At 62.6% G+C, this 26,180-nt stretch carries 20 protein-coding genes and 1 tRNA gene; 13 read left to right on the top strand and 8 right to left on the bottom strand.

Going from position 1 to position 26,180, the window contains the following annotated elements; translation table 11 throughout:
- Positions 1-286: 286 nt before the first annotated feature.
- The 6 genes from QCE58_RS05405 to QCE58_RS05430 all read left to right on the top strand — a co-directional run bounded on the left by QCE58_RS05405 (position 287) and on the right by QCE58_RS05430 (position 7,599).
- Positions 287-361, top strand: a tRNA-Arg gene (locus QCE58_RS05405).
- A 123-nt stretch (positions 362-484) separates the two neighbouring features.
- Positions 485-1,282 (top strand): hypothetical protein, encoded by a 798-nt coding sequence (locus QCE58_RS05410; protein WP_008350748.1) that lies wholly within the window; start codon positions 485-487, stop codon positions 1,280-1,282.
- Positions 1,282-2,028 carry a bifunctional 2-polyprenyl-6-hydroxyphenol methylase/3-demethylubiquinol 3-O-methyltransferase UbiG gene (locus QCE58_RS05415; protein ID WP_250521003.1) on the top strand — a complete coding sequence of 249 codons (747 nt, stop codon included), beginning with the start codon at positions 1,282-1,284 and terminating at the stop codon, positions 2,026-2,028. The genes QCE58_RS05410 and QCE58_RS05415 overlap by 1 nt, the downstream gene beginning before the upstream one ends.
- Before the next feature lie 585 nt (positions 2,029-2,613).
- On the top strand, positions 2,614-3,696 hold the full coding sequence (locus QCE58_RS05420; RefSeq protein WP_250521004.1) for a glycosyltransferase family A protein: 1,083 nt from the start codon (positions 2,614-2,616) through the stop codon (positions 3,694-3,696).
- A 2-nt stretch (positions 3,697-3,698) separates the two neighbouring features.
- A complete protein-coding gene (locus QCE58_RS05425; protein WP_250521005.1) occupies positions 3,699-5,663 on the top strand; it encodes an HAD family hydrolase in 1,965 nt (654 codons plus the stop codon).
- Positions 5,664-5,787: 124 nt separating this feature from the next.
- Positions 5,788-7,599 carry a GT99 family glycosyltransferase N-terminal domain-containing protein gene (locus QCE58_RS05430; protein ID WP_250521006.1) on the top strand — a complete coding sequence of 604 codons (1,812 nt, stop codon included), beginning with the start codon at positions 5,788-5,790 and terminating at the stop codon, positions 7,597-7,599.
- 41 nt (positions 7,600-7,640) lie between these two features.
- On the opposite strand, the gene QCE58_RS05435 is transcribed toward QCE58_RS05430, so the two are convergent.
- Entirely contained in the window at positions 7,641-7,823 is a 183-nt protein-coding gene (locus QCE58_RS05435; protein ID WP_008350739.1) for a rubredoxin, read from the bottom strand.
- Positions 7,824-8,040: 217 nt separating this feature from the next.
- Here QCE58_RS05435 and QCE58_RS05440 point away from each other — a divergent pair, with 217 nt between their 5' ends.
- The 6 genes from QCE58_RS05440 (at position 8,041) to QCE58_RS05465 (ending at position 16,165) form a co-directional block, all read left to right on the top strand.
- Positions 8,041-8,448, top strand: coding sequence for a DUF4399 domain-containing protein (locus QCE58_RS05440; RefSeq protein ID WP_250521007.1), 408 nt, complete (start codon positions 8,041-8,043; stop codon positions 8,446-8,448).
- 202 nt (positions 8,449-8,650) lie between these two features.
- Entirely contained in the window at positions 8,651-10,585 is a 1,935-nt protein-coding gene (locus tag QCE58_RS05445) for an ATP-binding cassette domain-containing protein (protein WP_250496719.1), read from the top strand.
- A 301-nt stretch (positions 10,586-10,886) separates the two neighbouring features.
- Positions 10,887-12,866: a DNA topoisomerase IV subunit B gene (locus QCE58_RS05450; RefSeq protein ID WP_008350734.1), complete on the top strand. Its 1,980-nt coding sequence runs from the start codon at positions 10,887-10,889 to the stop codon at positions 12,864-12,866.
- Between the two features lie 26 nt (positions 12,867-12,892).
- Positions 12,893-15,211 carry a DNA topoisomerase IV subunit A gene (parC, locus tag QCE58_RS05455; protein WP_034471282.1) on the top strand — a complete coding sequence of 773 codons (2,319 nt, stop codon included), beginning with the start codon at positions 12,893-12,895 and terminating at the stop codon, positions 15,209-15,211.
- Between the two features lie 97 nt (positions 15,212-15,308).
- Complete coding sequence (locus QCE58_RS05460) at positions 15,309-15,503, top strand: helix-turn-helix domain-containing protein (RefSeq protein ID WP_277621788.1); 195 nt, start codon at positions 15,309-15,311, stop codon at positions 15,501-15,503.
- 203 nt (positions 15,504-15,706) lie between these two features.
- Positions 15,707-16,165 (top strand): CopD family protein, encoded by a 459-nt coding sequence (locus QCE58_RS05465; protein WP_008350729.1) that lies wholly within the window; start codon positions 15,707-15,709, stop codon positions 16,163-16,165.
- Positions 16,166-16,178: 13 nt separating this feature from the next.
- Here QCE58_RS05465 and QCE58_RS05470 read toward each other — a convergent pair whose 3' ends face one another.
- The 6 genes from QCE58_RS05470 to QCE58_RS05495 all read right to left on the bottom strand — a co-directional run bounded on the left by QCE58_RS05470 (position 16,179) and on the right by QCE58_RS05495 (position 23,890).
- Positions 16,179-18,620 carry an EAL domain-containing protein gene (locus tag QCE58_RS05470; protein ID WP_034471280.1) on the bottom strand — a complete coding sequence of 814 codons (2,442 nt, stop codon included), beginning with the start codon at positions 18,618-18,620 and terminating at the stop codon, positions 16,179-16,181.
- A 453-nt stretch (positions 18,621-19,073) separates the two neighbouring features.
- Positions 19,074-19,985, bottom strand: coding sequence for a PhzF family phenazine biosynthesis protein (locus QCE58_RS05475; RefSeq protein WP_250521008.1), 912 nt, complete (start codon positions 19,983-19,985; stop codon positions 19,074-19,076).
- 426 nt (positions 19,986-20,411) lie between these two features.
- Positions 20,412-20,873, bottom strand: coding sequence for a RidA family protein (locus QCE58_RS05480; RefSeq protein ID WP_008350722.1), 462 nt, complete (start codon positions 20,871-20,873; stop codon positions 20,412-20,414).
- 24 nt (positions 20,874-20,897) lie between these two features.
- Positions 20,898-22,094: a PLP-dependent aminotransferase family protein gene (locus QCE58_RS05485; RefSeq protein ID WP_008350720.1), complete on the bottom strand. Its 1,197-nt coding sequence runs from the start codon at positions 22,092-22,094 to the stop codon at positions 20,898-20,900.
- 75 nt (positions 22,095-22,169) lie between these two features.
- Positions 22,170-23,111 (bottom strand): DMT family transporter, encoded by a 942-nt coding sequence (locus tag QCE58_RS05490; protein ID WP_008350719.1) that lies wholly within the window; start codon positions 23,109-23,111, stop codon positions 22,170-22,172.
- Complete coding sequence (locus QCE58_RS05495; protein WP_244807834.1) at positions 23,108-23,890, bottom strand: VOC family protein; 783 nt, start codon at positions 23,888-23,890, stop codon at positions 23,108-23,110. The genes QCE58_RS05490 and QCE58_RS05495 overlap by 4 nt, the downstream gene beginning before the upstream one ends.
- A gap of 176 nt (positions 23,891-24,066) precedes the next feature.
- Between QCE58_RS05495 and QCE58_RS05500 the strand changes: the two genes are divergently transcribed.
- A complete protein-coding gene (locus QCE58_RS05500; protein ID WP_034471274.1) occupies positions 24,067-25,533 on the top strand; it encodes a PLP-dependent aminotransferase family protein in 1,467 nt (488 codons plus the stop codon).
- Here QCE58_RS05500 and QCE58_RS05505 read toward each other — a convergent pair.
- Positions 25,530-26,075, bottom strand: coding sequence for a hypothetical protein (locus QCE58_RS05505; protein WP_034471272.1), 546 nt, complete (start codon positions 26,073-26,075; stop codon positions 25,530-25,532). The two genes, QCE58_RS05500 and QCE58_RS05505, sit on opposite strands and share 4 nt — an antisense overlap.
- Positions 26,076-26,180 lie beyond the last annotated feature (105 nt).

Consider the following 26,180-nt stretch of genomic DNA (forward strand, 5'->3'; position numbering starts at 1 on the left):
GTGAATTCGCCCGGCAATACAGCCTCCGGCCCACGGCCGAAGGCTCATGAAAGACCGAACACTAACGCTCGGCACTGTCCAAGAAATCCAAGCGGTTCAAACGCCGAAAACGCGCCCTGCGGCTTTGTATCGGGAAATGGGTCCATTACTCCGATGGCGGCGCGATCAGGCGGAACTTGATAGGTGCAAACCCTGGTTTTCGCCGATTTTTCGGATACGCGGCGAACGAAAGCGTTTGCTATACTCTGCGCTCGCTTCGCCGACGCTGTCGGCCCTGCGCGGTCCGCTCCCCGTAGTTCAATGGATAGAACGAGTGCCTCCTAAGCGCTAGATGCAGGTTCGATTCCTGCCGGGGGGACCACGATTCCCGCACGCCGTTTCTCCCCCTTCTTTTTCTTCGCCGTATCCGGTCCGCATTGGACCGCGCGCGCTTTCCCGTCGATAATGCGTCCACTCCGGTCACGCCATCACGGCTCGCGCGCTCATGACGGAAATTCAATCCGCGGTGCTCGTCTTCGTTCTCCTTCTGGCCAGCACGGGCATCGGCGCGATCGTGCGGCCGCTTCTGCCCGAGGAACACAAGGCGCAGGAGACGGTGCAACTGGTCCAGTTGCTCGTCGGCATGCTGGTCACGTTCGCGGCGCTCGTGCTCGGCCTTCTGACCGCATCGGCGAAAACGGTTTTCGACACGACCAACAACGACATGCGCAGCTACGCGTCCTCGATCATCGAACTCGATCGCACGATGCGCGACTACGGCGCCGAACTCGGTCACGCGCGGCAACTCCTGCGCAAATACACGGCGGCGGCGGTGGCGAGCACGTGGCCGAGCGAGCCGCGGCCGCCCGGCGAATATCCGGCGGTCGAGGCACCGAACAAGAACGACAGTCTCGCGAGCAGCACGCTCGGCGCCATGCTGAGCGAGGCGCAGCGCGAAGTGCGCTTGCTGGTTCCGCGCGATGACTATCATCGCCAGCTCGCGGTCGAAGCCGCCGCGCGCTTCGAGCAGCTGATCGCGCTGCGCTGGAAGCTGATCGAGGAGGCGCACGGATCGATTTCGTATCCGTTCGACCGGATTCTCGTCGGCTGGCTGCTCATCATCTTTCTGTGCTTCGGGCTGATCGCGCCGCGCAACGCGCTCTCGCTCGTGACGATCATGCTCGGCGCGCTGTCGATCGCGTCGGCGGTGCTCGTGATCCTCGACCTCGATACGCCGTTCACCGGGCCGATCATGGTCGGCAGCCAGCCGATGCGCGACGCGCTCTCCTACGAATCCCGCTGATGCTCTACGACGATCCGCGCCTCGTCGCGCTCTACGACGTCCTCAATCCGTTCGCCGCCGACACGGCGTTTTATCTCGCGCTGGCGCAATCGGCGCGGCACGTCGTCGATCTGGGTTGCGGCACGGGGTTGCTGGCTTGCGAGCTGGCCAAGCGCGGCCATCGCGTGACGGGCATCGATCCGTCGCCGCAGATGCTGCGCGTCGCGCGCTCGCGTCCCGACGGCGACGAGGTGACGTGGATCGAAGGCGACGCGAGCGCGCTGCCGTTCGTCGGCGCGGCCGATCTGCTCGTGATGACGGGCCACGTCGCGCAAGTCTTTCTCGACGATGACGCGTTTCTCGCGACGCTGAAAGCCGCGCGCCGGGCGATCGGGCCGGGCGGCGCGATCGCGTTCGAGAGCCGCCATCCGGCGGCGCGCGCGTGGGACAACTGGACGCGCGAGCGTTCGTCGAGATGCGTGAGCGCGCCCGATGGACGCGCGGTGGAAGTGTGGCAGGAGCGGCACGCCGAGCCCGATCCGCTTTCGACGGGACGCGTCGCGTTCACGACGCATTACCGCTTCATGCCGACGCCCGATGCGCCGGAGCAAACGCTGAGCGCCGTGAGCGAGCTGCGCTTTCGCACGCGTGACGAACTTGCGCGCTTGCTGACCGATGCGGGTTTCGCAAAAATCGACTGGTTCGGAGACTGGAACCGCGCGCCGGTCGATGAAGTGAGCCGCGAGTTGATCGCGGTGGCGCGCTGACTGGATCAAGTTCAATCCCCTGACTTAACGCGTTGGCATTCTGTCCAGCGGATCAATGTTCTTCGCATTGCTTGAACCTCGGCGCGCGCGGTGTCATGCGCGAACCCTATGCCTTTCGCCGGGATCGATAAGTTGACGCGCCGAAAACCTCGGACGTTTGCAATCTAATTCGCGATATTATCCTGAATAGGCTTTATACAAATAGCAGTTGCGCATCTAAACCTGTACATCGGAAAACAATTTATCACAGAATAAACGCCGAAATTTCCTAAATCATCGTTGTATTCAGCGCATCATGATCGACCTGTGAGCATCGGCGATTACACTTATAGTGTTCAGGCCTTAGCGGAAGATGCGAAGGTTAATTCCGAAGGTCTGCTGAAGGGCAAGCGTCTGTTGATTTTCGGCAATTATCGCGCATGGCTCGGATCGTCAATTTGAGACCCAGTTAGACATCCGGCTGGTTCGGGCCTTAAGGCGCATAAAAGCAAATGGTTCGCACTTTATGAATTCAACCCGTCCCATCTCGGCATCGGATTTCTCGATGTCGCGAAACCTCTACAAGTCAGCGGTCAAGGAATCGTCATGATCGGGATTGTGATGCGTACGAAGGACCGGCCAGTCCTTCTGCGTAGAGCGCTGAAAAGCGTCATGCGGCAATCGTGGAAAAAATGGCACGTCGTCATTGCTAATACCGGTGATCCGCGAGTCGTTCAACGCGTGCTGGGAAGCTTGGGAGCCACCGACGGTTTAGCTATCGAGATAGTGCATCTGGACAAGGAGCTCAGCGCGGAAGATGCAACGAACGCGGCGCTGGAGCGTCTGAGCGGCGCAGAGCATATCGCATTTCACGACGATGACGATAGCTGGGCCCCGGATTTTCTGGGAATCTGCGTTAGGCAATTAGAAACATTATCGGAAATATATCCGGCAACGGTGGCCGTGATAGCTTTGGGAAAACGCGTCGATGAGGAAATCGACGGTAACGTGGTGCGTGTCAAAAGCACGGAGCTGATGCGGCCGCATATGAGCGCGGGATTTATTTCGCTTAATGCGATGGTGGTCGAAAATCAGTTCAAGAACATTCAGCTACTCGTAAAGAAAAGTGCGGTTGCCAAAATTCGCTTCAATTCGCTATTCGGCGGAATGTCAGACTGGGATTTTCACCTTCGTCTGCTCATGGCAGGAGATATCTATGTTATTCCGCAGGTGCTAGTGTTTTCTCACGTCCGAAGCTCGGTACGCGGCCCCTATGCAAACCGTTCGGCCGCCGCTCGTGCATTTGCCGGGACCGTCGCAGAAGCAACGATTTTGGGAAATGCCTGGCTTAGAGCCGACATTTCATCGGGAACAGTCGGCCTTGGGTTTCTGAACAGCATTCGACCGGTTCTTGAGCACTTGTCGTGGTACGCGACGCAAAGCAGCAACTCGTCCCGAGCGATGCTCGAACGATTACACGGCGACATAGGGGCCTTGGGGGCGGAGCTGTCGAACGTGTCCGGCAGAGTCTCACGTCGTCCAGTGCGAAACGTGTTCAAGCTCGGCTATTTGTGGCTGCGCTCTGGCCGCGCACTTCATTACTTGCTTCAGTTCTTGCGGACGGCGAATTCGGTCGGCTTGCGGCAAGCCGTGGACCGAACAAAAACCTGGTTACTCCTGCAGCGATAGATATGTGGCGCATAAACAAGAATTGCAGTTTTGAGGACGCAAAACGTCTGATCGACGAAGCAGGAATCGTGTCGTTCGACGTGTTCGATACGCTCATTCATCGTCTGGTTGCAAGACCTGCTGACGTTTTCGACTTGGTGGCGGCTCAATTGCGGCACGATGAGTACACTGAATTGGATTACGGGATGGTCGACTCGTTTCCGGCGAATCGATTTCTCGCAGAAATTCAGACGCGCGAGAAGTACTACAGGCTCCGCAACTCCTACGAAGTGACTTACGACGAGATCTATGAAGAGTTGGCATCGCAACTGGGAGCGGATCGCCTGGTTGACCGGTTCAAGGTGGTAGAACTCCAGGTGGAGCGGGCAATCGTCTATTGCAACCCAGTCATGCGGGAGCTAGTGCAATACGCGCAAGCCATTGGCAAGCCCGTGGTGCTTTGCTCCGACATGTATCTCCCGTCGACGGTCATTCTCGAACTCATTCAGGCATGCGGATACGGAAAGATAGAACTGGTGGTGTCCTGCGAGGAGGGAGCCAGCAAGCACGAAGGCTCTCTTTTCGCGATCGCTGCAAAAAGGGCAGGCGGCACGACGCGGGGCATGCTGCACTTCGGTGACAACCTCCACGCAGATGTAGAAATGGCGAAGCGCGCTGGCGTGAAGGGCGTGCATTTCGATTATCTCGCCCGCATCGAGTCCGATTTCTTACGGAATCCGATAGTGTCGTCAGTGGACATGCCGCACACCGCCAGTCTCATCGCCGGCGGGACGCGGGCAGTACTTATGCAGAGAAAGCGCGAGGTGGCGGAGCCATGGTTCGACATCGGCGCACAGGTGTTTGGGCCGTTGTTCCTCGGCTACTTCATCTGGATGATGCATCAGTTGAAGCTGGACAACGTTGACAAGGTTCTGTTCTTCGCGCGTGACAGTTACCTGTTCCATAAGCTGTATGAGCAGTACGCGGAGCAAATGGGTGTCAAAATTCCGAGCGAGTACGTTTACATTTCGCGCGCCGCCACGCTCCTGCCGAGCTTCGTCGATTTTCCGCCCGATCGGGTGTGGCATCTTTTCGGTGGAAAAACGGAGAGAACGGTCAAGCAGCATTTCAAACGTCTGGGGCTCGACGTTTCGCGTAATCGTGCCGCGATAAAGGCGGTCGGCTTCGCAAGCGAAGACGAGCGAGTAGTAGGCGGCGACATGCGAATGCACCGGCTGATCAGTATTCTTCTTTCGCAACTCATGGACGTCGCAGCCGAGCAGCGTGCGCTGGTATCTGCGTACTTGTCGAAGACAGTTATCGGATGCAAGAGAATCGCCGTGTCTGACATTGGCTGGGGAGGAAACATGCAAGGGGGCCTCTCACGTATCCTCCAGACGTCTCGAAGCGACTTCCGTACGTTTGGCTATTATTTCGGGACTTTCGAATCGGTGAGAATCAATCAGCTACCGAGTGACGCCTACTTCGGTTTCATGGTTCAGAACAGCGATCCCCGTCACGAAACGGAGCTTTTGCAAGCGGGGGGCGTCGAAATTCTGGAGTTTGCGACGGTAGCACCGCACGGCACGACATTGGGATACCGTCGTGAAGGAGAGGAGATCGTTCCCATACTCGAGGAGAACAACGAAGACATCGCCGTGCAAAAGCTTGCGGCGGAGGTTCAAGCTGGCGCGCTCGAATATGTGCATACGGTCTTGCCGACGATCCTGGCTTTCGGCTACGAGAAATTCATCTCGCCGGCATGGGCGCAGCCGTTCAGCCGACTGGTCGAGCGTCCGAGCAAGAGCGAGGCGGCGTTATTCGGCGCGCTCACGCACTCGGATTCTGCAGGCGACACCAGCGCACGAACGAGCCTCGCCGAACGGCTTGACGTCAAAAATGGCCGGCCGAGCAACGAGGAAATCGCGCTCAGCAGAGCTCGCTCTTTCTGGAAGGCTGGTTTTGATGTATTGAATGCGCTAACTTAAAACAAGTAGCTGGATTGCTGAGAGGAAGAAGCGCCGCAAATGGCTCGCGCACGACGCGAGGACGCATTGCACGCTTCGTTTCAAGTCCCATCGAAAATAACGAAGCATCAGACCGGCAAATCGTATGACGCATTTCGTCCTGTTCGTTCCACTCGTCGCTCCGGTGGAAGGAACTGCTCATTACTATTGGGTAATCCTGAAATGGCTTCACGCGTTCAGAGCAAAGCAGTCGACCATTCTTTTACCGCGGTACTACTTGAATATCGAATCCGACCTTTCTCGTTGGGAACTGTCGGACTGGTCAAAGCAGTTTCACGAGTATAACGTGGGGAATTTGGATTCTGAAAGGGTCCGGCTGGTTTGCTATGAAGACGGTTTGACGGACTGGTCACTTGACAAAGCGCCGCTTGACCGGTTCATCTCTTACGTGACAAGAGACTCTTCGGAATTGCATCGATATTTCGCAGACGCCTTTTCGCGCTTGAAAGCGCTGCATCAAGAAGTTGTCGCGGTCACATGGCTCAATTGTCCGTCAATGCGACGCGCGGCCCAAGAGTCCGGTTGCGCGCTTGTTTTCAATGAGATCGGACCACTGCGAAAACCGTATTACGCACAATGCGCCTACTGGGACACGAGCGGAGTCAACGGAGATACTGAAGTCGGCATCCGGTGGCAGCGCGAGAAAGCCGCATTTCGCGATTGGGTCGGCGATCGAGGTGACGCCGCGATTTCCGAGACTCTCGAATCGGTACTGATCTCGGATGCAGCGCGCGAGATGTATCGTTCTTCGGAAGACTCGCATACGATCGGCGTCGCGCTGCAGGTGGAAACGGACTCTAACGCGCTCGCCTTCAGCAAAGGATGGAACAATCTCTCGCTGCTCGAATTCGCGTCGAGATCAACCTCCGAACACACTCCGCTTGTCCGATATCATCCGAACGGAAAGGCGCTTTATCCCGGCAAGGTTGACCTGGGAAGCTCGCCATTGAAATTCCTTGGCGCGATTCAGGAATTATGGACCATCAATTCGAGCCTCGGGATCGAGGCGGTACTGTGGCGCAAAAAGGTTCGATTCTTCGGTAGCACCCCTATTCAGACTTTTTTCGACGAGTCCGGCGAGTCGTCACGGTTATTTCGGATATGGTTCTTCCTGAATTATTTGATACCGTATTCGCTGTTGTTTTCGTCTGAATACTACTTATGGCGGTTATCGAACCCTTCAGTTGCGGACATCGCAGAAAAGCACTTCGTTTCGTTTCAGAATCAACGGCGCGGTGAACGGCTCGTGGACAAAAAGCCAGTTCCGGAAACTAGCGGCCGAACGCTGGAGGTTGATGCTCCAAATAAACTCCTTGATGAGCTCTTCAATCTGAGACGTCAGTGCGCTGAGCAAAATACCCGTATCTCACAACTGCAGACGTTCATTCTCGACCGTGATCGCTGGATAAGCGATAGGGACGGCTGGATCAAAGAGCGTGATCAGTGGATCGCGGAGCGAGACGCCAGAATTCGGGTGCTGGAAACCTGCGGCATCGAGCACAACGCAAGTTCGGAAAGACCGGATGGCCGAAGCGCTGCCGAGGAACTCGCGCTGAATGACCGCAACGTTGCGCTTGATCGGCTGTCGGCAGAAGCCGAAGTGTTACGGCTGGAGTTGGCGGAGTCGAAGGAAGCGCGGGAAATTGCAAAGCAAGAACACGAGCGTTTAAGGGAGGAATTTGCAAACATCAACGCGCAGAAAGCAACGGAAGTCGCGTTGCGCGAGAAAGCAGAAAGCGATGCGGTGATGTTGAGTAGCAGGCTGGCGGCGCTAGAATTGCGCCATGACCGACTGCTTCATGCCGCGCGCATCGTAGCGTCATATCTGCAAAGTAGATTGGTCACAACGAGATGGCGCACCCGCCACCTTGTCGCGATGCTAAAACTTTGCGATTGACAGGGCCTGCGCCGCGCCGCCAATTTGGCGCGGCGCCAGCATCAAAACTCGACGACGACGAAATCGGCCTTGCCCACGTCGCACAGCGGGCAGCGCCAGTCGGCGGGGATGTCGTCGAAACGGGTTCCGGCAGCGATGCCATCGTCCGGCAGACCTTCTTCCTCGTTGTAGATCCAGCCGCAAATCAGGCAGACCCAGCTTTTGAATTCGATGACTTCGCTCACGACAGACTCTTGATTCGAAAGAAATAAACGGACCGCGTGCGTTCGAAGACGATGCGCGGCGCAGGGAGCCGGCATCTTACCGTAATCGGCGCGATCGTTCCCCGATCGCCGTAGGCAGGATGGTCCCGATTCCGGCGTGCCGAAAGCCCGGTGTATGCTTTTCGAGGCTCCGGCGCCGACTCGCGCCGTCGACCGGTTTCACAACGTGGAGAAAACGATGAAGAAAAAGCTCTTGGGCGCGGTGCTGACGGGCGCGGTCCTGCTCACCCAGTACGCCGGCGCGGCGCATGCGCAGGCGCGCGTCTATTTCGTCGAACCGAAGGATGGCGCGACCGTCACGAGCCCCGTGCACGTCAGATTCGGCGTCGACGGCATGTCGGTCGCTCCGGCGGGCACGATGACCGATGGAACCGGCCATCACCACCTGCTGATCGATAGCAAGCCGCTGCCCAAAGGCACCGTGATTCCCGCGAACGACACGTCGCTGCACTTCGGCAAGGGCCAGACCGAAGCCGACGTGAAGCTGCCGCCCGGCGATCACACGCTGACAATGCAGTTCGGCGACGGCGCGCACCGCTCGTACGGCCCCGAAATGAGCCAGACGATCAAGGTGCACGTGCAGTAAGTTGTTTCGGCACGACGCGAGGAAAGGCCGCCACGGAGCGCATCCGGGCGGCCTTTCGCGCTTGCTGGCGCCGCGCGCCTCGTCCGTTCGGCCAATGGCGGATGCAGCGTGCGTGATCGCGCGCCGCGCCCGGTACAATGGCCGCTTCCATCGGTTGCTCGCGTGTTCGGCGCCGATTCTTCGCCATTCATCCGGTTTTCCCATGTCGCTTTATTCCATCTCGGACGCGCAGCTCGCGTTCGGCCACGTCGCATTGCTCGACCACGCCGACTTCTCGCTCGAAGCGGGCGAGCGTGTCGGGCTGATCGGCCGCAACGGCGCGGGCAAGTCGTCGCTTCTCAAGATCGTCGCGGGGCTCGCCGCGCCCGACGACGGGCTCGTCACGCGTCAGAGCGAGCTCACGACCGTCTACGTGCCGCAGGAACCCGAGTTCGATCTCGACGCATCCGTGTTCGATGTCGTCGCGTCCGGCCTCACCGAAGCGCGCGCGTTGCTCGACGAGTACGACGCCGTCGCGCACGCGCTCGCCGATACGCCCGAAGGCGCGAAGCACGACGAGCTGCTCGTGCGCATGAACGCGCTGCAGTCGGCGCTCGATACCCGCGACGCGTGGAACTGGCGCACGCGCGTCGCGACGACACTCGCGCAGATCGGTCTCGATGGCGATGCCCGCGCAGGCGATCTGTCCGGCGGCATGAAAAAGCGCGTGGCGCTGGCGCGCGCGCTCGTCGTTCAGCCCGACGTGCTGCTGCTCGACGAGCCGACCAACCACCTCGACTTCGACGGCATCCGCTGGCTGGAGGATCTGCTCGTCACGTTGCGCACGGGCCTGCTCTTCATCACGCACGATCGCGCGTTTCTGGATCGCGTGGCGACGCGCATCGTCGAACTGGATCGCGGTCGGTTGCTGTCGTATCCCGGCAATTTCAGCGCGTATCAGACGAGGAAGGCGCAACAGCTCGAAGTCGAGCAGATCGAACAGGCGAAGTTCGACAAGCTGCTCGCGCAGGAAGAAGTGTGGATCCGCAAAGGCGTCGAGGCGCGGCGCACGCGCAGCGTCGGACGCATCGCGCGGCTCGTCGAAATGCGCAAGGAACGCGCCGAGCGCCGCAACGTGCAGGGCAATGTCAGGCTCGATGTCGGGCAGGGCGAGAAGTCCGGCAAGATCGTCGCCGAACTGACCGATGTGACCAAGCGCTACGGCGAACGCACGATCGTCGACCGGTTCACGGCAACTGTCATGCGCGGCGACAAGATCGGTCTCGTCGGCCCGAACGGCGCGGGCAAGACCACGCTGCTCAAGCTCATCCTCGGCGAACTGCAGCCCGACGAAGGCCGCGTGCGGACCGGCACCAACATTCAGGTCGCGTATTTCGATCAGATGCGCGCACAGCTCGATCTCGACAAATCGCTTGCCGACACCATCAGTCCCGGCAGCGAATGGGTCGAAGTGAACGGCGTGAAGAAGCATGTCATGAGCTATCTCGGCGACTTCCTGTTCGCGCCCGAACGCGCGCGCTCGCCGGTGCAGTCGCTGTCCGGCGGCGAGCGCAATCGCCTGCTGCTCGCGCGCCTTTTCGCGCGGCCGGCGAACGTGCTGGTGCTCGACGAGCCGACCAACGATCTCGACATCCCGACGCTCGAACTGCTCGAAGAACTGCTGGCGGATTACGACGGCACCGTGTTGCTCGTGAGCCACGACCGCGCGTTCCTCGACAACGTCGTGACGTCGGTGTTCGCCGCGGAAGGCGGCGGCAAGTGGCGCGAATATGTCGGCGGTTTCTCCGACTGGCAGGTTCAGCGCGAACGTTCGGAGCGCATTGCCGAAGAAGCGGCGCGTCAGACCGCGAAGGACACGCCGAAAGACGATGCGCCGAAAGACAGCGCCGCCGGCCGCAATGCGCAGCGCACGGTGAAGCTGTCGTTCAAGGAACAGCGCGAACTCGAAGCGCTGCCGGGGCGCATCGCCGAACTCGAAGACGAGCAGAAGGTTATCGGCGCGCAACTCGAAGACGGCTCGATCTTCGCGAAGGACGCGAAGGAAGGCGCGCGTCTTTCCGAGCGACACGCGGCGATCGAAGAGGAGTTGCTCGTCGCCCTCGAGCGCTGGGAAGAGCTCGAAGCGAAGCGCAAATAGCGGCTCGCGCCCGCTGTGCATGTGCCGAACGCATGTACGCGAACGAAGCGCGTTTTATCGCGCCGAGGTGGGCGCGGCGGGCGAAAACCGCTATTCTCCTAGCGCGGCTCGGATCGGCGGGCGTTTTTTTGCCTCGCTTTCAACGCATCCGGCCAGGCACAACATCAAGCATTTGCCGGCAGATCGGGCGTCATGTCGTGACATTCCGTCAGGCGTTCGAGAGCCGGATCAACGTTCAACTATGTCCACGAAAAAATCCAGCGCAATGGCGACAGGCACTGAACGAGGCAAGCGCCAGGTCATGAACGCCAAGGCAGCCGGCTACAGCGAAGCATCGATCAAGGTGCTCAAGGGCCTGGAGCCGGTCAAGCAGCGGCCCGGCATGTACACGCGGACCGAGAATCCGCTGCACATCATTCAGGAGGTGATCGACAACGCCTCCGACGAAGCGCTCGGCGGCTTCGGCAAGCAAATCACCGTCACGGTGCATCAGGACAACTCCGTGACCGTCGAGGACGACGGCCGCGGCATTCCTTTCGGCCTGCATCCGGAAGAAGGCGTGCCGGTCGTCGAGATCGTCTATACGCGGCTGCATGCGGGCGGCAAGTTCGATAAGGCCGCGGGCGGCGCCTATACGTTCTCGGGCGGTCTGCACGGCGTCGGCGTCTCGGTGACGAACGCGCTCGCAACCCGTCTCGAAGTCACCGTCTGGCGCGACAACAAGGTCGCGCAGCTTGCGTTTTCCAATGGCGACGTCATCGAAGAACTGACGACGCGCCCAGCCGAACGCGGCGCGAAGAAGAGCGGCACGCGCGTGCGTGCATGGCCGAATCCAAAGTATTTCGACTCGCCGAATCTGCCGCTCGGCGAATTGCAGCGCCTCCTGCGTTCGAAAGCCGTGCTGTTGCCGGGTGTCGAAGTGGTGCTCGTCATCGAGAAAACGGGCGAGCGTCAGACGTGGAAATACGAAGACGGTCTGCGCGGTTATCTGCTCGAAGGCATGGGCGGCAGCGAACTGCTGATTCCGTTGTTCGAAGGCGAACGCTACGCGGAAAGCTCGAAGAACACCGAGGAAACCTTCGCGGAAGGCGAGGGCGCGTCGTGGGTCGTCGCGTGGACCGAGGAAGGGCCGCTGCTGCGCGAATCGTATGTCAACCTCATTCCGACGCCCGCGGGCGGCACGCATGAATCCGGTCTGCGCGACGGTCTCTTTCAGGCGGTGAAGAACTTCGTCGAGATTCACAATCTCCAGCCGAAGGGCGTCAAGCTGCTCGCGGAAGACGTGTTCGCGCGCGTGTCGTTCGTGCTGTCGGCGAAGGTGCTCGATCCGCAGTTCCAGGGGCAGATCAAGGAACGCCTCAATAGCCGCGATGCCGTGAAGCTCGTGTCGTCGTTCTCGCGGCCGGCGCTGGAGTTGTGGCTGAATCAGCACGTCGAATACGGCAAGAAGCTCGCGGAGCTCGTGATTCGCCAGGCGCAGGCGCGCACGCGCGCGGGCCAGAAAATCGAGAAGAAGAAGAGTTCGGGCGTCGCCGTGTTGCCGGGCAAGCTCACCGATTGCGAATCGACGGATATCTCCCGCAACGAACTCTTTCTCGTCGAGGGCGATTCGGCGGGCGGCTCCGCGAAAATGGGCCGCGACAAGGAGTTCCAGGCGATTCTCCCGTTGCGCGGCAAGGTGCTGAATACGTGGGAAACGGAACGCGACCGGCTCTTCGCGAACAACGAAGTGCATGACATCGCGGTGGCGATCGGCGTCGATCCGCACGGTCCCGACGATCAGATCGATCTGTCGAATCTGCGCTACGGCAAGATCTGCATTCTCTCCGATGCGGACGTCGACGGCGCGCACATTCAGGTTCTGCTGCTCACGCTCTTCTTCAAGCATTTCCCGCAACTGATCGAGCGCGGCCATGTGTGCGTCGCGCGTCCGCCGTTGTTCCGAGTCGATGCGCCCGCGCGCGGCAAGAAGCCCGCGCAGAAGCTCTACGCGCTCGACGAAGGCGAACTCGAAGCGATCCTCGACAAGCTGCGCAAGGACGGCGTGCGCGAAACGGCGTGGACCATCAGCCGCTTCAAGGGCCTCGGCGAAATGAGCGCCGAACAGCTCTGGGACACGACGATGAACCCGGACACGCGCCGTCTTCTGCCGGTCGCGCTCGGCGATCTCGGCTTCGATCTCACCGTTTCGCGCATGACGATGCTGATGGGCAAGGGTGAAGCGGCCTCGCGCCGAAGCTGGCTCGAAGAAAAGGGCAACGAAGTCGAAGCGGACATCTGACGCGAACGCATTAACACGGACATTCGATGGGAATCACAGACGATCTCTTCGCCGAACAGACTGCACCGGACGGCGAACAACTGACGCTCGGCGATTACGCCGAACGTGCTTATCTCGACTACGCGGTGAGCGTGGTGAAGGGCCGCGCGCTGCCCGACGTGTGCGATGGACAGAAGCCCGTGCAGCGCCGCATTCTCTACGCGATGAGCGAGATGGGCCTCGCGGCCAACGCCAAGCCGGTGAAGTCGGCGCGCGTGGTCGGCGACGTGCTGGGTAAATATCACCCGCACGGCGATCAATCGGCGTACGACGCGCTCGTGCGTCTCGCGCAGGACTTTTCGATGCGCTATCCGCTCATCGACGGCCAGGGCAATTTCGGCTCGCGCGACGGCGACGGCGCAGCGGCCATGCGATACACCGAAGCGCGTCTGACGCCGATCGCGCGCTTGCTGCTCGATGAAATCGATCAGGGCACGGTCGATTTCATGCCGAACTACGACGGCTCGTTCGAAGAGCCGAAGCTATTGCCCGCGCGCTTGCCGTTCCTGTTGCTGAACGGCGCATCGGGCATCGCGGTCGGGCTGGCGACGGAAATTCCGTCGCACAATCTGCGCGAAGTCGCGCAAGCCGCTGTCGCGATGATCCGCGATCCGAAGATCGGCCACGCGGGCTTGATGGAGAAACTGCCCGGACCGGATTTCCCCGGCGGCGGGCAAATCATTTCATCGCCGACGGAAATCTCGACGGCCTACGAAACCGGACGCGGCAGCCTGAAGGTGCGTGCGCGCTGGAAGATCGAGGATCTCGCGCGCGGCCAGTGGCAGGTCGTCATCACGGAATTGCCGCCGGGCGTGTCGAGCCAGAAAGTGCTCGAGGAAATCGAGGAACTCACGAATCCGAAGATCAAGCTCGGCAAGAAGACACTCACGCCCGAGCAGGTGCAGACCAAGCAGTCGATGCTCGCGCTGCTCGACGCCGTGCGCGACGAGTCGGGCAAGGACGCGCCCGTGCGGCTCGTGTTCGAGCCGAAGTCGAGCCGTATCGATCAGACCGAGTTCGTCAACACGCTGCTCGCGTACACGAGCCTCGAATCGAACGCGTCGATCAACCTCGTGATGATCGGCTCGGATGGCCGGCCGCGTCAGAAGGGCATCGTCGAGATCCTGCACGAGTGGATCGGCTTTCGCTTCGTCACGGTGACGCGGCGCACGCAGCATCGTTTGGGCAAGGTCAACGACCGCATCCATATTCTCGAAGGACGAATGATCGTCTTCCTGAATATCGATGAAGTCATCCGCATCATCCGCGAGTCGGAGGAACCGAAGCAGGCGCTGATCGCGCGCTTCAATCTCTCCGACCGGCAGGCCGAAGACATTCTCGAGATTCGTCTGCGTCAGTTGGCGCGGCTGGAGGCGATCAAGATCGAACAAGAGTTGTCCGACTTGCGCGACGAAAAGACGAAGCTCGAAGAACTGCTCAACAGCGACGCCGCGATGAAGCGCGTGCTGATCAAGGAAATCGAAGCGGACGCGAAGCAGTACGGCGACGATCGCCGCACGCTGATTCAGCAGGAGAAGCGCGCGACGTTCGAGGCGCGTGTCGTCGACGAACCGGTGACGGTGGTCGTGTCGCAGAAGGGCTGGGTGCGCGCGCTGAAGGGCCACGGGCTCGATCCGGCGGGCTTCACGTTCAAGCAGGGCGACGGGCTGTACGCCGCGTTCCAGGCGCGCACGCCGGATTCGCTCGTCGCGTGGGGCAGCAAGGGTCGCGTGTATTCGGTGCCGGTTTCGGCGTTGCCGGGCGGACGCGGCGATGGCGTGCCGGTGACGTCGCTGATCGAGCTCGAATCGGGCACGCATCTGCTGCATTACTTCGCGGCGAATGCTGAACAACAACTGCTGCTGGCATCGAGTAACGGCTTCGGCTTCATCGCGAAGCTCGGCGACATGGTGAGCCGCCAGAAGGCCGGCAAGGCGTTCATGACGATCGACGAAGGCGCGGCACCGCTCGCGCCGATGCCCGTCATTCCGGGCGCAATCTATGTCGCGTGCTTGTCGAGCGCAGGCAAACTGCTCGTCTTCGGCATGGACGAGATGAAGACGTTGTCGGGCGGCGGTCGCGGCGTCATTCTGATGGGCCTCGATCCGAAGGAAACGCTGCGCCAGGCGCTCGCCATCGATGCGCGCGGCGTGATGATGATCGGCACCGGGCGCGGCGGGAAGGCGAGGGACGAGAAGCTCAGCGGATCGCAGTTGCAACTGCATCTCGGCAAGCGATCGAGAAAGGGAAGGGCGCCGGATTCGTCGTTGAAGGTGACGGAGCTGCGGCCGGTGTTCGAGGGGTGATGTTTCAATGGGGCGCCGCGCGCGCTCCATGACAGCATGAAGCCCGCTCAGTGCGGGCTTTTTATCGTCTGTCGTTCGCGAGATTCAGACATCAATCATTTCAACGCTTCTTGGCATCAGTCAGCCCAAGCTCTCGCAGCTGATGCGTGGCCAGTTTCGCGGGCTCGGCGAGGCGAAGATGCTCGAACTGCTCGCGCGCCTTGGTCGCAATGTGCAGATCGTCGTCGGTCCACCGCGGCGCTCGGCGAAGCCGGGGCGGGAAAGCTGCCCGGCGGCCGATATCCGTCACTAAGGCAAGCCTCGGACTGGCATGGGGCATCGGGAAACATATCCCATTCGCGCAATCCTTAGGGTCACGAATAATCTGATTCTTTCGCGTGCCACGCTGTCATCGTCGAACAAAATCGGCCGGGCGGGGAACTCCACACTCCGCGCGTATTCCTATGCCTTGTGCCTGCACGTACTCAACAACTCAAATCAGCCCCGGAATTCACAATGAACAAAGCCATCGAAGCGGCGCTCTTTCTGCATTTGCTCGGCGTCGCCGTTTGGATAGGCGGAATGATCTTCGCGCATTTCTGCCTGCGTCCCGCGCTCGGCGATCTCACGCCGCAACTGCGTCTTCCGCTTTGGGAGTCGGTATTCGCGCGCTTCTTCAACTGGGTGGGCGCCTCGGTGATCGTCATCCTGCTCACCGGCGGTTTCCTGCTCATGCAATTCGGCGGCGGTCATGCGGCGTGGCCGCTGCACGCGATGGCCGGTCTCGGCATCGTGATGATGCTGATCTTCGGTCACATCCGCTTCGCCGTTTTTCCGCGCATCCGCCGCGCGGTGCAGGCGCAGAACTGGCCCGATGGCGCGAGGGCGGTCGGCACCGTGAGAAGGCTCGTCGTGATCAATCTCGTGCTGGGCGTTGTGACGATCGGCACGGCGGTTCTTTCGCGCGGCTTCTGATTCGCCCCGTCGCTTAAACGCCGCGCTCGTCGCTGAGCGCGGTGCTCGATTCGTGGCCGGCGTCCTTGCGCGATCGCGGGGCGTGTCCGCGCGGCCATCCGCATACGCCGAAACGGTCGAGCAGCGCCTGCACGCCATCCGCCGGCACCGGGCGAGAGAACAGGAAGCCTTGCGCTTCCACCGGCCCGAGCGCGGCGAGCCACGCAATCTGCTCCTCGCGCTCCGTGCCTTCGACAATCACCGTCAACCCGAGCGAGCGCGCCAGATTGACGATCGCCGACACCATCACGCAGACGCTGCGATCTTCCGGAATCGCCTGGATGAACGAGCGATCCACCTTCAGCGTATCGACCGAAAAGCGGTTCAGATACGACAGCGACGAATATCCCGTGCCGAAGTCGTCGAGCGCGATACGCACGCCCAGCCGCTTCAGCGCGACGATCTTCTCCTGCACGAGCTCCGGATACTCGACCATCACGGTCTCGGTGATTTCGAGCTCCAGCTTGTCGGGCGGAATGCCGCTCGCCTCGATCGCGCGCGCGACCGTCTCCAGCAAATCGCCGCGCCAGAACTGCACGGCCGAAATGTTCACGGCGAGCGACAGTCCCGTATAGCCGTCGCGCTGCCATTGCGCGAGCTCCATGCACGCGGTGTGAATCACGAAATCGCCGACCGCGACGATCAGTCCTGTCGATTCCGCCACCGGAATGAACTCGTTCGCCGGAATGAGCCCGTGCTGCGGATGATTCCAGCGCACGAGCGCCTCGAAACCGGTGATGCAGCGGCGCGTCAGATCGATCTTCGGCTGATAGACGAGGAAAAGCTGCTGCTCCGTCAACGCGACGCGCAGTTGCTGTTCCCACTTCATCAAATGGTCCGCGCGATGCGACAACTGCGGCGAATAGAACTGATAGCAGTTGCGGCCCGCGTCCTTCGCGCTGTACATCGCGAGATCGGCCTTCTTCAGCAGATCGATTTCGCTCTCGTTCGACACGGAAAAGAGCGCGATGCCGATGCTCGCATGCAGCACGAACGCGCTGCCGCGCACGTCGAAGGGCGTGGCGAACATCGTCGAGATGTCGTCGGCGAGCGTGACGGCGCGTTGCTCGACGTCGTCGCCCTTCACGACGACCACGAACTCGTCGCCGCCGATGCGCGACAGCGTGCCGCTTTGCCCGACGGTTTCGGCGAGCCGCGACGCGGTCATCTGCAGGACGATGTCGCCGGCGTTGTGGCCGAGCGTGTCGTTGACGGTCTTGAAGTTGTCGAGATCGATGAAGAGCAGCGCCAGGCGCCCGATGTTTTCCGGCTGCGCCACGTCGAGCCTGAGCGCGCGCAGCGTCGAATACCGGTTGCGCAGGCCGGTGAGCAGGTCGTATTCGACGAGATGCGTCATCTCGCGCTCGCGCCCGAGCAGCTTGCCGATGAGGCCCGTCGCGACCGCGAAGAAGCCGAGCATCGCGAGCGAAATGAAGCTCGCCATCAGCAGATAGACATTGCGCGTGTGGTTGTAGTCGACCATCTCCTCGCGCTCGGACAGGCCGACGAGCACGCCGAGCGGATAGCCGTCGATATGCCGGTACGACACGATGCGCTTCACGTGATCGATCGGATCGACGTAGATGCCCGACGCGTGATCGGTCGTCGGATACACGCCGGTCGCGCTGAACGCGGCGTGCGAGCGATCGGCCGGGCCGCTGCGCGCGCTGCCTTTCGCCGGGGCGCTCGCGGCGGCATTCGCGGCGGCGCTCTCGGCCAGGCTGCCGCCCGTGCTGCGCGCGAGCACGGAGCCGTTGTCCGACACGACCGCGATCACGCCTTCGTGCCCGATCGACGCGACGTTGTAGAAGTCGTTCGTGAAATACGCCGGGTCTTCCGACACGACCACGACGCCCGCGAACGAGCCGTCCGGATGATTGAGCCGCCGCGTGATCTGCAGCGTCCAGAGCCCGGATACCCGCCCGCGCACCGGGCGGCTGATGTAGAGCAGATCGTCGTTCGAATGCGCGTGGACCTTGAAGTGTTCGCGGTCGGAGAGATCGATCGGTTTCGGATGCGGATCGGATGTATTGGCGATCAGCGTCCCGTATTCGTCGATCAGCGAAACCTGCACGAGCGTGTCGCTTTGCACGACGCCTTTTTCGACGGTGGCGATCAGATCGAAGTTGTCGGGCGACTTCTCGTACTCGTATTTGACGAAGCGCGTGATCTGGTCGACCTGGTGAATCGCCTTGATGGTGTGCTGTTCGAGCGCCGACGAAAGAATGGCGGCGGACGACATCGACTCATGCGTGGTCGCTTCGCGCTCGACCGACAGCCGGGCGAAGATCACCGCCCACAGCAGCACCAGCACGAAGGTGCCGAGCACGGGAATCGCGAGAAGCGCGCGCCGACGCCGCGCCGACGGCGCGCCGAGGACGGTGTCGGAAAAGGCGTGGGAGCGCGTGCGCTTCATGGGGTGTCCGTCGGCGCTCTGTCGCGTGGCGCCTTGCGTGCTGCGGACTGCGCGAGGTGGATGAAGCGATGCATGTTCTGAGGCGTTCGACCGAAACGAGTGAATATACCGCGCGCGGCGCGCAGCGGATGATCGGCGGATATTTTCTCCGAGACCCGATCCACATCTCGATCCACCTCAGGTCCGCGCGCGACGGCCGTTCGGCGAGCCGTTTGCCGCTGCAGCGCCCGAAGCCCGGCATGTGCGAGACGGCGAGCATCCGGTGTCGTCGCGTGCATACGTTTGCGCTGCGGCGCGAGCGGCTCACCCTCACGACGCCTGTCGCCCGCCGACGTGAACCGCCATTGCGTTCCGATCCCCGATTGTTCAGATATTAACGAAGCCGCCGGGATTAAGAAAGGGGCCGCGCTTGGGGGTATACGCGCGGCGTCGGGCAGCGCGTAGGTCATTGTTTCAGATGCGGAATGTGCCGTCGATCACAGTTACCGAGGCGCCGCCGATCCAGATCGGTGCGCCGTCCGCCGCATCGTCGTATTCGATGCTGACGCGGCCATCGCGGCCGAGCGCCGTGCCTTGTCTCACCGTGAAACGCTGGCCGGGCCGCTGGTCCCGCGCGCGCAGCAGCGTCGCGAGTGCCGCGTTCGCGCTGCCCGTCACCGGATCTTCGATGTTCTCCGCGCCGAGCAGAATCACGCGCAATTCGAACGTCGCGGGTCCGCCGGCTTCGTGCGGCCCATACATGGCGATGCCGTGCGTGCCGACCTCGGCGACGAGCGCCGCGAGCGATTCGCGCGCCGCGCCTTGCAGCGACGTCGCGAAACACTGCGCCGCGTCCTTCACGCGCACGACGAGCCACGGCACGCCGTTGTCCAAGGCGGCGGGCGGCGAACTGAAATCGATTACGGCGGGCGCGAGTGCGGCGGCGAGGCGCTCGCACTGCGCATCTGAAAGCGGCGCGATGGTGGCGGGCGGCGCGGCGAACGCCCACTCGCCGCCATCGGCATCGCCATTGGCATCGCCGCGTTGCGCGAGCTCCACGAGTCCGACGCCGCATTCCTGCACGAGCCGGCCGGGCGTCTTCGGCGTGTAACCGGCATCGATGAGCGCGTGCGCGCTGCCGAGCGTCGGATGTCCGGCGAACGGCAGTTCGACTGCCGTCGTGAAGATGCGTACGCGGTAGTCGGCGCGCGGATCGTTCGGCGGCAGGAGAAACGCCGTCTCGGACAAATTCGTCCAGCGGGCGATTTCCTGCATGCGTTCGGCCGTGAGGCCTTCGGCGTCGAAGATCACCGCGAGCGGATTGCCCTTGAATGGAACGGCTGTGAAGACATCGACCTGCTTGAACTGGACGGTGCGTGAGGACATGGTTTTGGAATGAGTTCGATGGAAGGGCCATTCTGCCCCCAATACACTCCGGCGCGGTCTGTGAAAGGCCGCGGTCCGCGCTTCACGTTGCGGTCTGGCGCCGGGCGCGAGCGACCAATGCGGCGGCAAGCCGCTTCGTCGGCGTTTCACCTTCGACGGTCGACAATGCGAAGTACGCGATCTCGCTGGCGATCGACTATCACCGATCTGAAGGGCGTCTCCGCCGCGGCATACGATTCGCTGACCTTCCGCGTCGCCGTGGTGCGCCCGATGGGGCTGGACCTCGAGTTCCAGAGCTTCGGCCGTCCGGCAAAGTAAGACTCACATGAAGTCACGTGACGCACGCCCCGTTCTCGCGGTCCGGAGACGGGGCGTTGTCATTGGTGCAGGCGTTGGTTCGCCTCCATGCAGAAGCGAAAGCGCGCCTTACGCGACTTCCGCGATCAGCTCGATCTCGACGCACGCGCCGAGCGGAATCTGCGCGACGCCGAACGCCGAGCGCGCGTGCTTGCCGGCATCGCCGAAGATTTCCGCGATCAGCTCGGACGCGCCGTTCGTGACGATGTGCTGCTCGGTGAAATCGAAGGTCGAGTTGACGAGGCTCATCACCTTGACGATGCGCTTGACCTTGTTCAGATCGCCGACGTGCGCGTGCAGCGTCGCGATCAGGTCGATGGCGACGCTGCGCGCCGCCGCCTTGCCTTCTTCCGTCGTGATGTTGTCGCCGAGCTTGCCGACGTGGACCTTGCCGTCCTTCTTCGCGATGTGTCCGGAGAGATACACCGTGTTGCCGCTCTGCGCGCTCATCACGTAAGCGGCGGCGGGCGCGCCCGCGACGGGCAGGTCGATGCCGAGTTCCTTCAGCTTGTCGTACACGTTCGATGCCATCGGTTGCTCCTCTAAACGTTGAAATCAGATGCTCGCGCGGATCAGCGCGCCGAGCTTCGCGACGCCTTCGTCGATCGTGGCGGGCGGCACCGTCACGAACGAAAGACGCATGGTGTTGTGTTCGGCTTCGTTGGCGAAGAACGGGCCGCCCGGCACGAAGGCCACGTTCTGCGCGATCGCCTGTTCGAGCAGCTTCATCGAATCGATGTGTTGCGGCAGCTTCACCCACACGAACATGCCGCCTTCCGGCCGGTTCCATTCGACGCCCGCGGGCATGTGGCGTTCCAGTGCGTCGAGCATCGCGTTGCATTGATCGCGATAGAGCGCGCGGATCTTGGGAACGTGCGTGTCGAGGAAGCCGTCTTTCACCACTTCATAAACGATGCGCTGCGTGAGGCTCGGCGTGTGCAGGTCGGTCGCCTGCTTGGCCTGCACGAGTTTGAAGTGCAACTCCTCGGGCGCGATGATGTAGCCCACGCGCAGGCCCGGCGCCAGCACTTTCGAGAACGAGCCGAGATGCACGATGTGATCGGGCGCCATCGACAGCATCGTGGGCAGCGGCGCGCCCGCGTAGTCCAGCGCGCCGTAGGGATCGTCCTCGATCACCGGGAACGACGCTTTTTGAGCCAGCGCGGCGAGCGCGCGGCGGCGCTCGAGCGGCAGGCGGCGGCCGGTCGGGTTCTGGAAATTCGGCTGCGCGTAGAGCAGGCGCGCGTTCGCGGTGAGCGTGGCGTCGAGCGCTTCGGGGATCAGGCCCGATTCATCGGTCGGCACCTGCACGTAGTGCGGCTCGAAGAGCGAGAACGACTGCAGCGCGCCGAGATACGTCGGCGTTTCGACGAGCACGCGGCTGCCCGGATCGACGAGCGTCTTGCCGAGCAGGTCGAGCGCCTGCTGCGAGCCCGTCGTGATGAGCACCTGCGTCGGACGGATATGCGCGCCGTTCACCGAATACCGCTTCGCGATCCACTCGCGCAGCGGCATGTAGCCTTCGGTCGCGCTGTACTGGAGCGCGGCGGCGGGCTGGTCGCGCAGGATGCGTTCGGAGGCGTGGCGCATTTCCTCGACGGGGAACGTCGCCGGCGAGGGCAGGCCGCCCGCGAACGAAATGACTTCCGGCCGCTCCGTGACCTTCAGGATTTCGCGAATCGCCGAACTGGTGAGCTTGCGAGCACGTTCGGAGAGTTGCCACGGCGTGGCGCGGAGATCGGCTTGATTCATGAAATGCCTCGATTGTCTCTGGGGTGATTTCTTATCGCGGAACGTACCGCAAACGTCGATTATCGCGCGAAGGCGTCATCTTGCGTGCGTCGTGCCGGCAGCGACCACGGCCGGCTGCGGCGCGGCGCGCACGGCGGACTTGCGTCCGAGCACGACCGTCACGATGACGGCGGCCGCGTACAGCCACGTCGACCCGCTTACGTGCTCGCCGAAGAAGAGCGCGGAAAACGCCATCGTGAAGAAGATCTGCAGCAGTTGCACTTGCCCGACGCGCGCGATGCCGCCCATCGCGAGTCCGGCGTACCACGCGAAGAAGCCGATGAACTGCGAGAACAGCGTCACGTAGCCGAACGCGAGCCAGGTCTTGAGAGCGAGCGGTTCGGGATGCGTCGCGTGGCTGCCGAACAGTTGCGCCCACGCGAGCCAGCCGACCGGCAGCAGCAGGAACGGCGCCGAGAGCACGAGCGCCCAGCAGATGACCTGCCAGCCGCCCATCTGACGCGCGAGCCGCGCGCCTTCCGCATAACCGAGCGCGCCGATGCCGACCGCGACGAGCATCAGCAGGTCGCCGGCCTGCAGCCCGCCGCCGCCCGCCTGCAACGCGAACGCGACGACGATCCCGCTGCCCGCGATCGCGCTCGCCCAGAACGCCTTCGACGGCCGCTCGTGCGAGAGCCACGCGGCATAGATGGCGACGCACAGCGGCTGCAGGCCGTTCACGACCGCGCCGTGCGACGCGGGCACGGTTTTCATCGCCCACGCGGAAAACACCGGAAACGCGATGATGACGCCCAGCGCGACCACCGCGAGGCTCTTGACCTGCGGCCACGTCGGCAGCTTTTCGCGACGCCACAAAAGCAGCGCGGCGGCGGGAATGGCCGCCACGAGCGCGCGTCCGAGGCCGTTCAGGATCGGATTGACTTCCGCGACGACGATGCGCGTCATCGGCAGCGTCAGGCTGAAAATGACGACGCCGATCAGGCCGAGCAGCATGCCTTCGGTTTCGCGGGTCTTCATTGTGCGGTGTCTCCGTGGTCGGTCATGTCGGGTGAATCCGTTTTCTTCGGGCGACGTGGCTTCGATGCCGCCCGCGCCTCGGCCTGTTCCGCCGATTCGCCGAGCGTGAGCGTCGTGCCATCGGGCAGATCGAACTGCGCGACGAGCACCGGCGCGCCCGCCGTCTCCTCGACGCGCATCAGATGCGCCGCGCCGAGCCACGCGAGCTGCTCCGCCACGGCCCGCGCGCGCGGATGAAACCCCGTCAGCGAACGCAGCGCGATGCCGGTTTCCGGCAGCGCGCCGCTCGGATGACGCGGCGTGTCCCACTGAATCAGCGACGGCAGCACGCCATCGCCGGCGCCCTGCCACGCGGGGAACGCGCCGTCGTCGGGAACGGTCAGGCCCCAGGTATTGCCTGCGCGCGACATCGCCGCGACGGGCGCGATGCGCTCCGGATACTGCTCGCGCCAGCGCGCGAGCGACTTCGGCCGGTCCACGCGCGCGACCCAGTGCACGAGCTGCGGTCCGTGCTCGTCGAGGCGGCGCTGCATCGACGGATCGTCGAGTGCGAAAAGGCGTGGCCGCGCTGCTTCCGCATTCGCCGCCGGATCGATCGCGATCACTTCGAGATACGCGCCGCCCCACAGATTCAGCAACCGGTTATGCGTGCCCATCAGCGGATGCGCGCCGCCGGGCGCGGTTTCCACGCCGAATTTCGCGGCGACGAACTGCGCGCCTTCTTCCAGCGTGCGTGCGGCGATTACGAGGTGATCGAGTTTCAGTCGATGGTCGGTCATGACGGGCGAGCGATAAAAAGGGCCGATAGCATAGCGCTTCGTTCGCACGCGCCGCGCAGCCCGAAAGCAAAATGTAGCCGCTTGCACCGGAACAGTAACGGTACAATCGGCCCCATACTATTCGGTACACTTTTTGACGGCCCAGTCACGCTGCGCGCCGCAGACCGGAGGCCCGCATGTCCGTTCCGCTCGATCAGATTCCCGCCCCGCACGACGCCGCGCAGCTCACGCTCGTCGATCAACTGGTGCAATGGGGGCGCAGGCGCATCGACGAGCGCGTATTTCGTCCGGGCATGCGGATGCCGTCGATCCGCAAACTCGCGCTGGATAAAGGCGTGTCGCGCTTTACCGTGGTCGAGGCGTACGAGCGGCTCGTCGCGCACGGCTATCTCGATTCGCGGCGCGGCTCCGGTTTTTACGTGCGCGAGCGCATCGCGCCGACGCTCGTCGCGAAGGGCGAAACGCCCGCCGTCGCGGCGGATCGCGAGCCGGTGCAGAACACCATCGACGTGGTCTGGCTGCTGCGCAACATGCTGCATACGTCCAGTCCTGAAAAAGGGCCGGGGCTCGGCTATTTGCCGGGCCGCTGGCTCGACGGCGAATTGATCACCAACGCGCTGCGCTCGCTGTCGCGCCAGAGCGGGGCGCAGATGCTGGGCTTCGGCACGCCGCAAGGCTTTTTGCCGCTGCGCCAGCAGTTGCAGACGCGGCTCGAGGAACTGGAGATCGGCGCGTCGGCGGCGCGGCAGATCGTGCTCGTGTCGGGCATCACGCAGGCGATCGATCTCATTTCTCGTCTTTATGTGAAGCCGGGCGATGCCGTGATCGTCGGCGATCCGGCGTGGTTTCAGATGTTCGGCCGCTTCGCTTCGCAAGGCGCGCGGCTCGTCGGCATGCCGTACACGCCCGACGGCCCCGATCTCGATGCGCTGGAGACGCTTGTCGCGACCTGGCGGCCCAAGATGCTCATCATCAATTCGGTGCTGCAGAATCCGACCGGCACGTCGCTGACGGCGGCGCAGGCGTACCGCATCCTGCAACTCGCGCAGGAATACGACTTCATCGTCGTCGAGGACGATGTCTACGGCGATCTGTGTCCCGCTGGCTTTCCCGCGACGCGCCTCGCATCGCTCGATCAGTTGAAGCGCGTGATCTTCCTCGGCAGCTTTTCGAAGACGCTCGCGGCGAATCTGCGCGTCGGGTATATCGCGGCGGCGCCGGAAGTCGCGAAAGCGCTCGCGGATCAGAAGATGCTCGTCGGCATGACGAGTCCCGAGCTCAACGAGCGCGTCGTCTACAAGGTGTTGACGGAAGGGCATTACCGGCGTCACGTCGAGCGGCTGCGGGCCCGGCTCGACGGCGTGCGCGACAAGACCGCGCGCATGCTGGAAAAAACCGGCCTCAGACTTTTCGCGCCGCCGGCTGCGGCGGGCATGTTCCTGTGGGCGGACGCGGGCATCGATTCCGATGGACTCGCGGCAGCCGGACACGAAGCCGGCTTTCTGCTGACGCCCGGCAGCCTGTTTTCGCCGCATCAGTCTCCGACGACGTGGATGCGCTTCAACATCGCCAATTGCGGCGATCCGGCCTTGCCCGCCTTGCTGTCGAACTATCTGGAAAAGGCCGCGCGGCGCAGCGCCTAGCGGCGCCGTCCGGCAAGCCTTGGCAGATTGCGGCGCGCGGCGGGCGCGCGGATGAACTCCGCGAGCACGGTCTCATAGAGCGCGAGCGCGCCGGGCGTATGCCGGTAGCGATGCTCGTAAAGGCGGTTTTGCCCGTCGCAGAACTTGAGCGCGAAATAATCCGCGAGCAGGTTGCCTTGCGCTTCCATGTTGTAATCGCAGAGGCGCTTGTCATCGGCGAGCGTGTACGCATACCGCAGGCCGATGCGAATCGCGCCGCGCAGCCGCACCGGATAGCCGAGCTGGAATTGCCAGACATGCGTCATCTCGTGGATGAACCACATGCGGTCGGCGATGTCGCAGGCGGAGAAGTCGTCCTGAAAACATCCGCGCGGAAAATAGAGGTTGCCGTTCGGCGCCATCGCCGTGCGGCGCGGCTGCAGGCCGAACGGCAGATAGGCGCGCGCGTGCACGCGCACCCGCGAATAGTCGATGGCGTCGCGGAAGATCGAACGGGCGATGTCGATCTCGCCGGGTGTGAGTGCGCGGGCGGTGCGGTGCATGCAGGCATCATAACGGCGTGCACGTCGCTCTTGAAATCGAGCGGCGCGCCCTTATATCGGACGAATTCGGCCAACACGGCCAACGCATCCGCATCAACGAAATCA

The sequence above is a fragment of the Caballeronia sp. LZ028 genome (assembly GCF_031451415.1).
GTDB classification, from domain to species: domain Bacteria; phylum Pseudomonadota; class Gammaproteobacteria; order Burkholderiales; family Burkholderiaceae; genus Caballeronia; species Caballeronia zhejiangensis.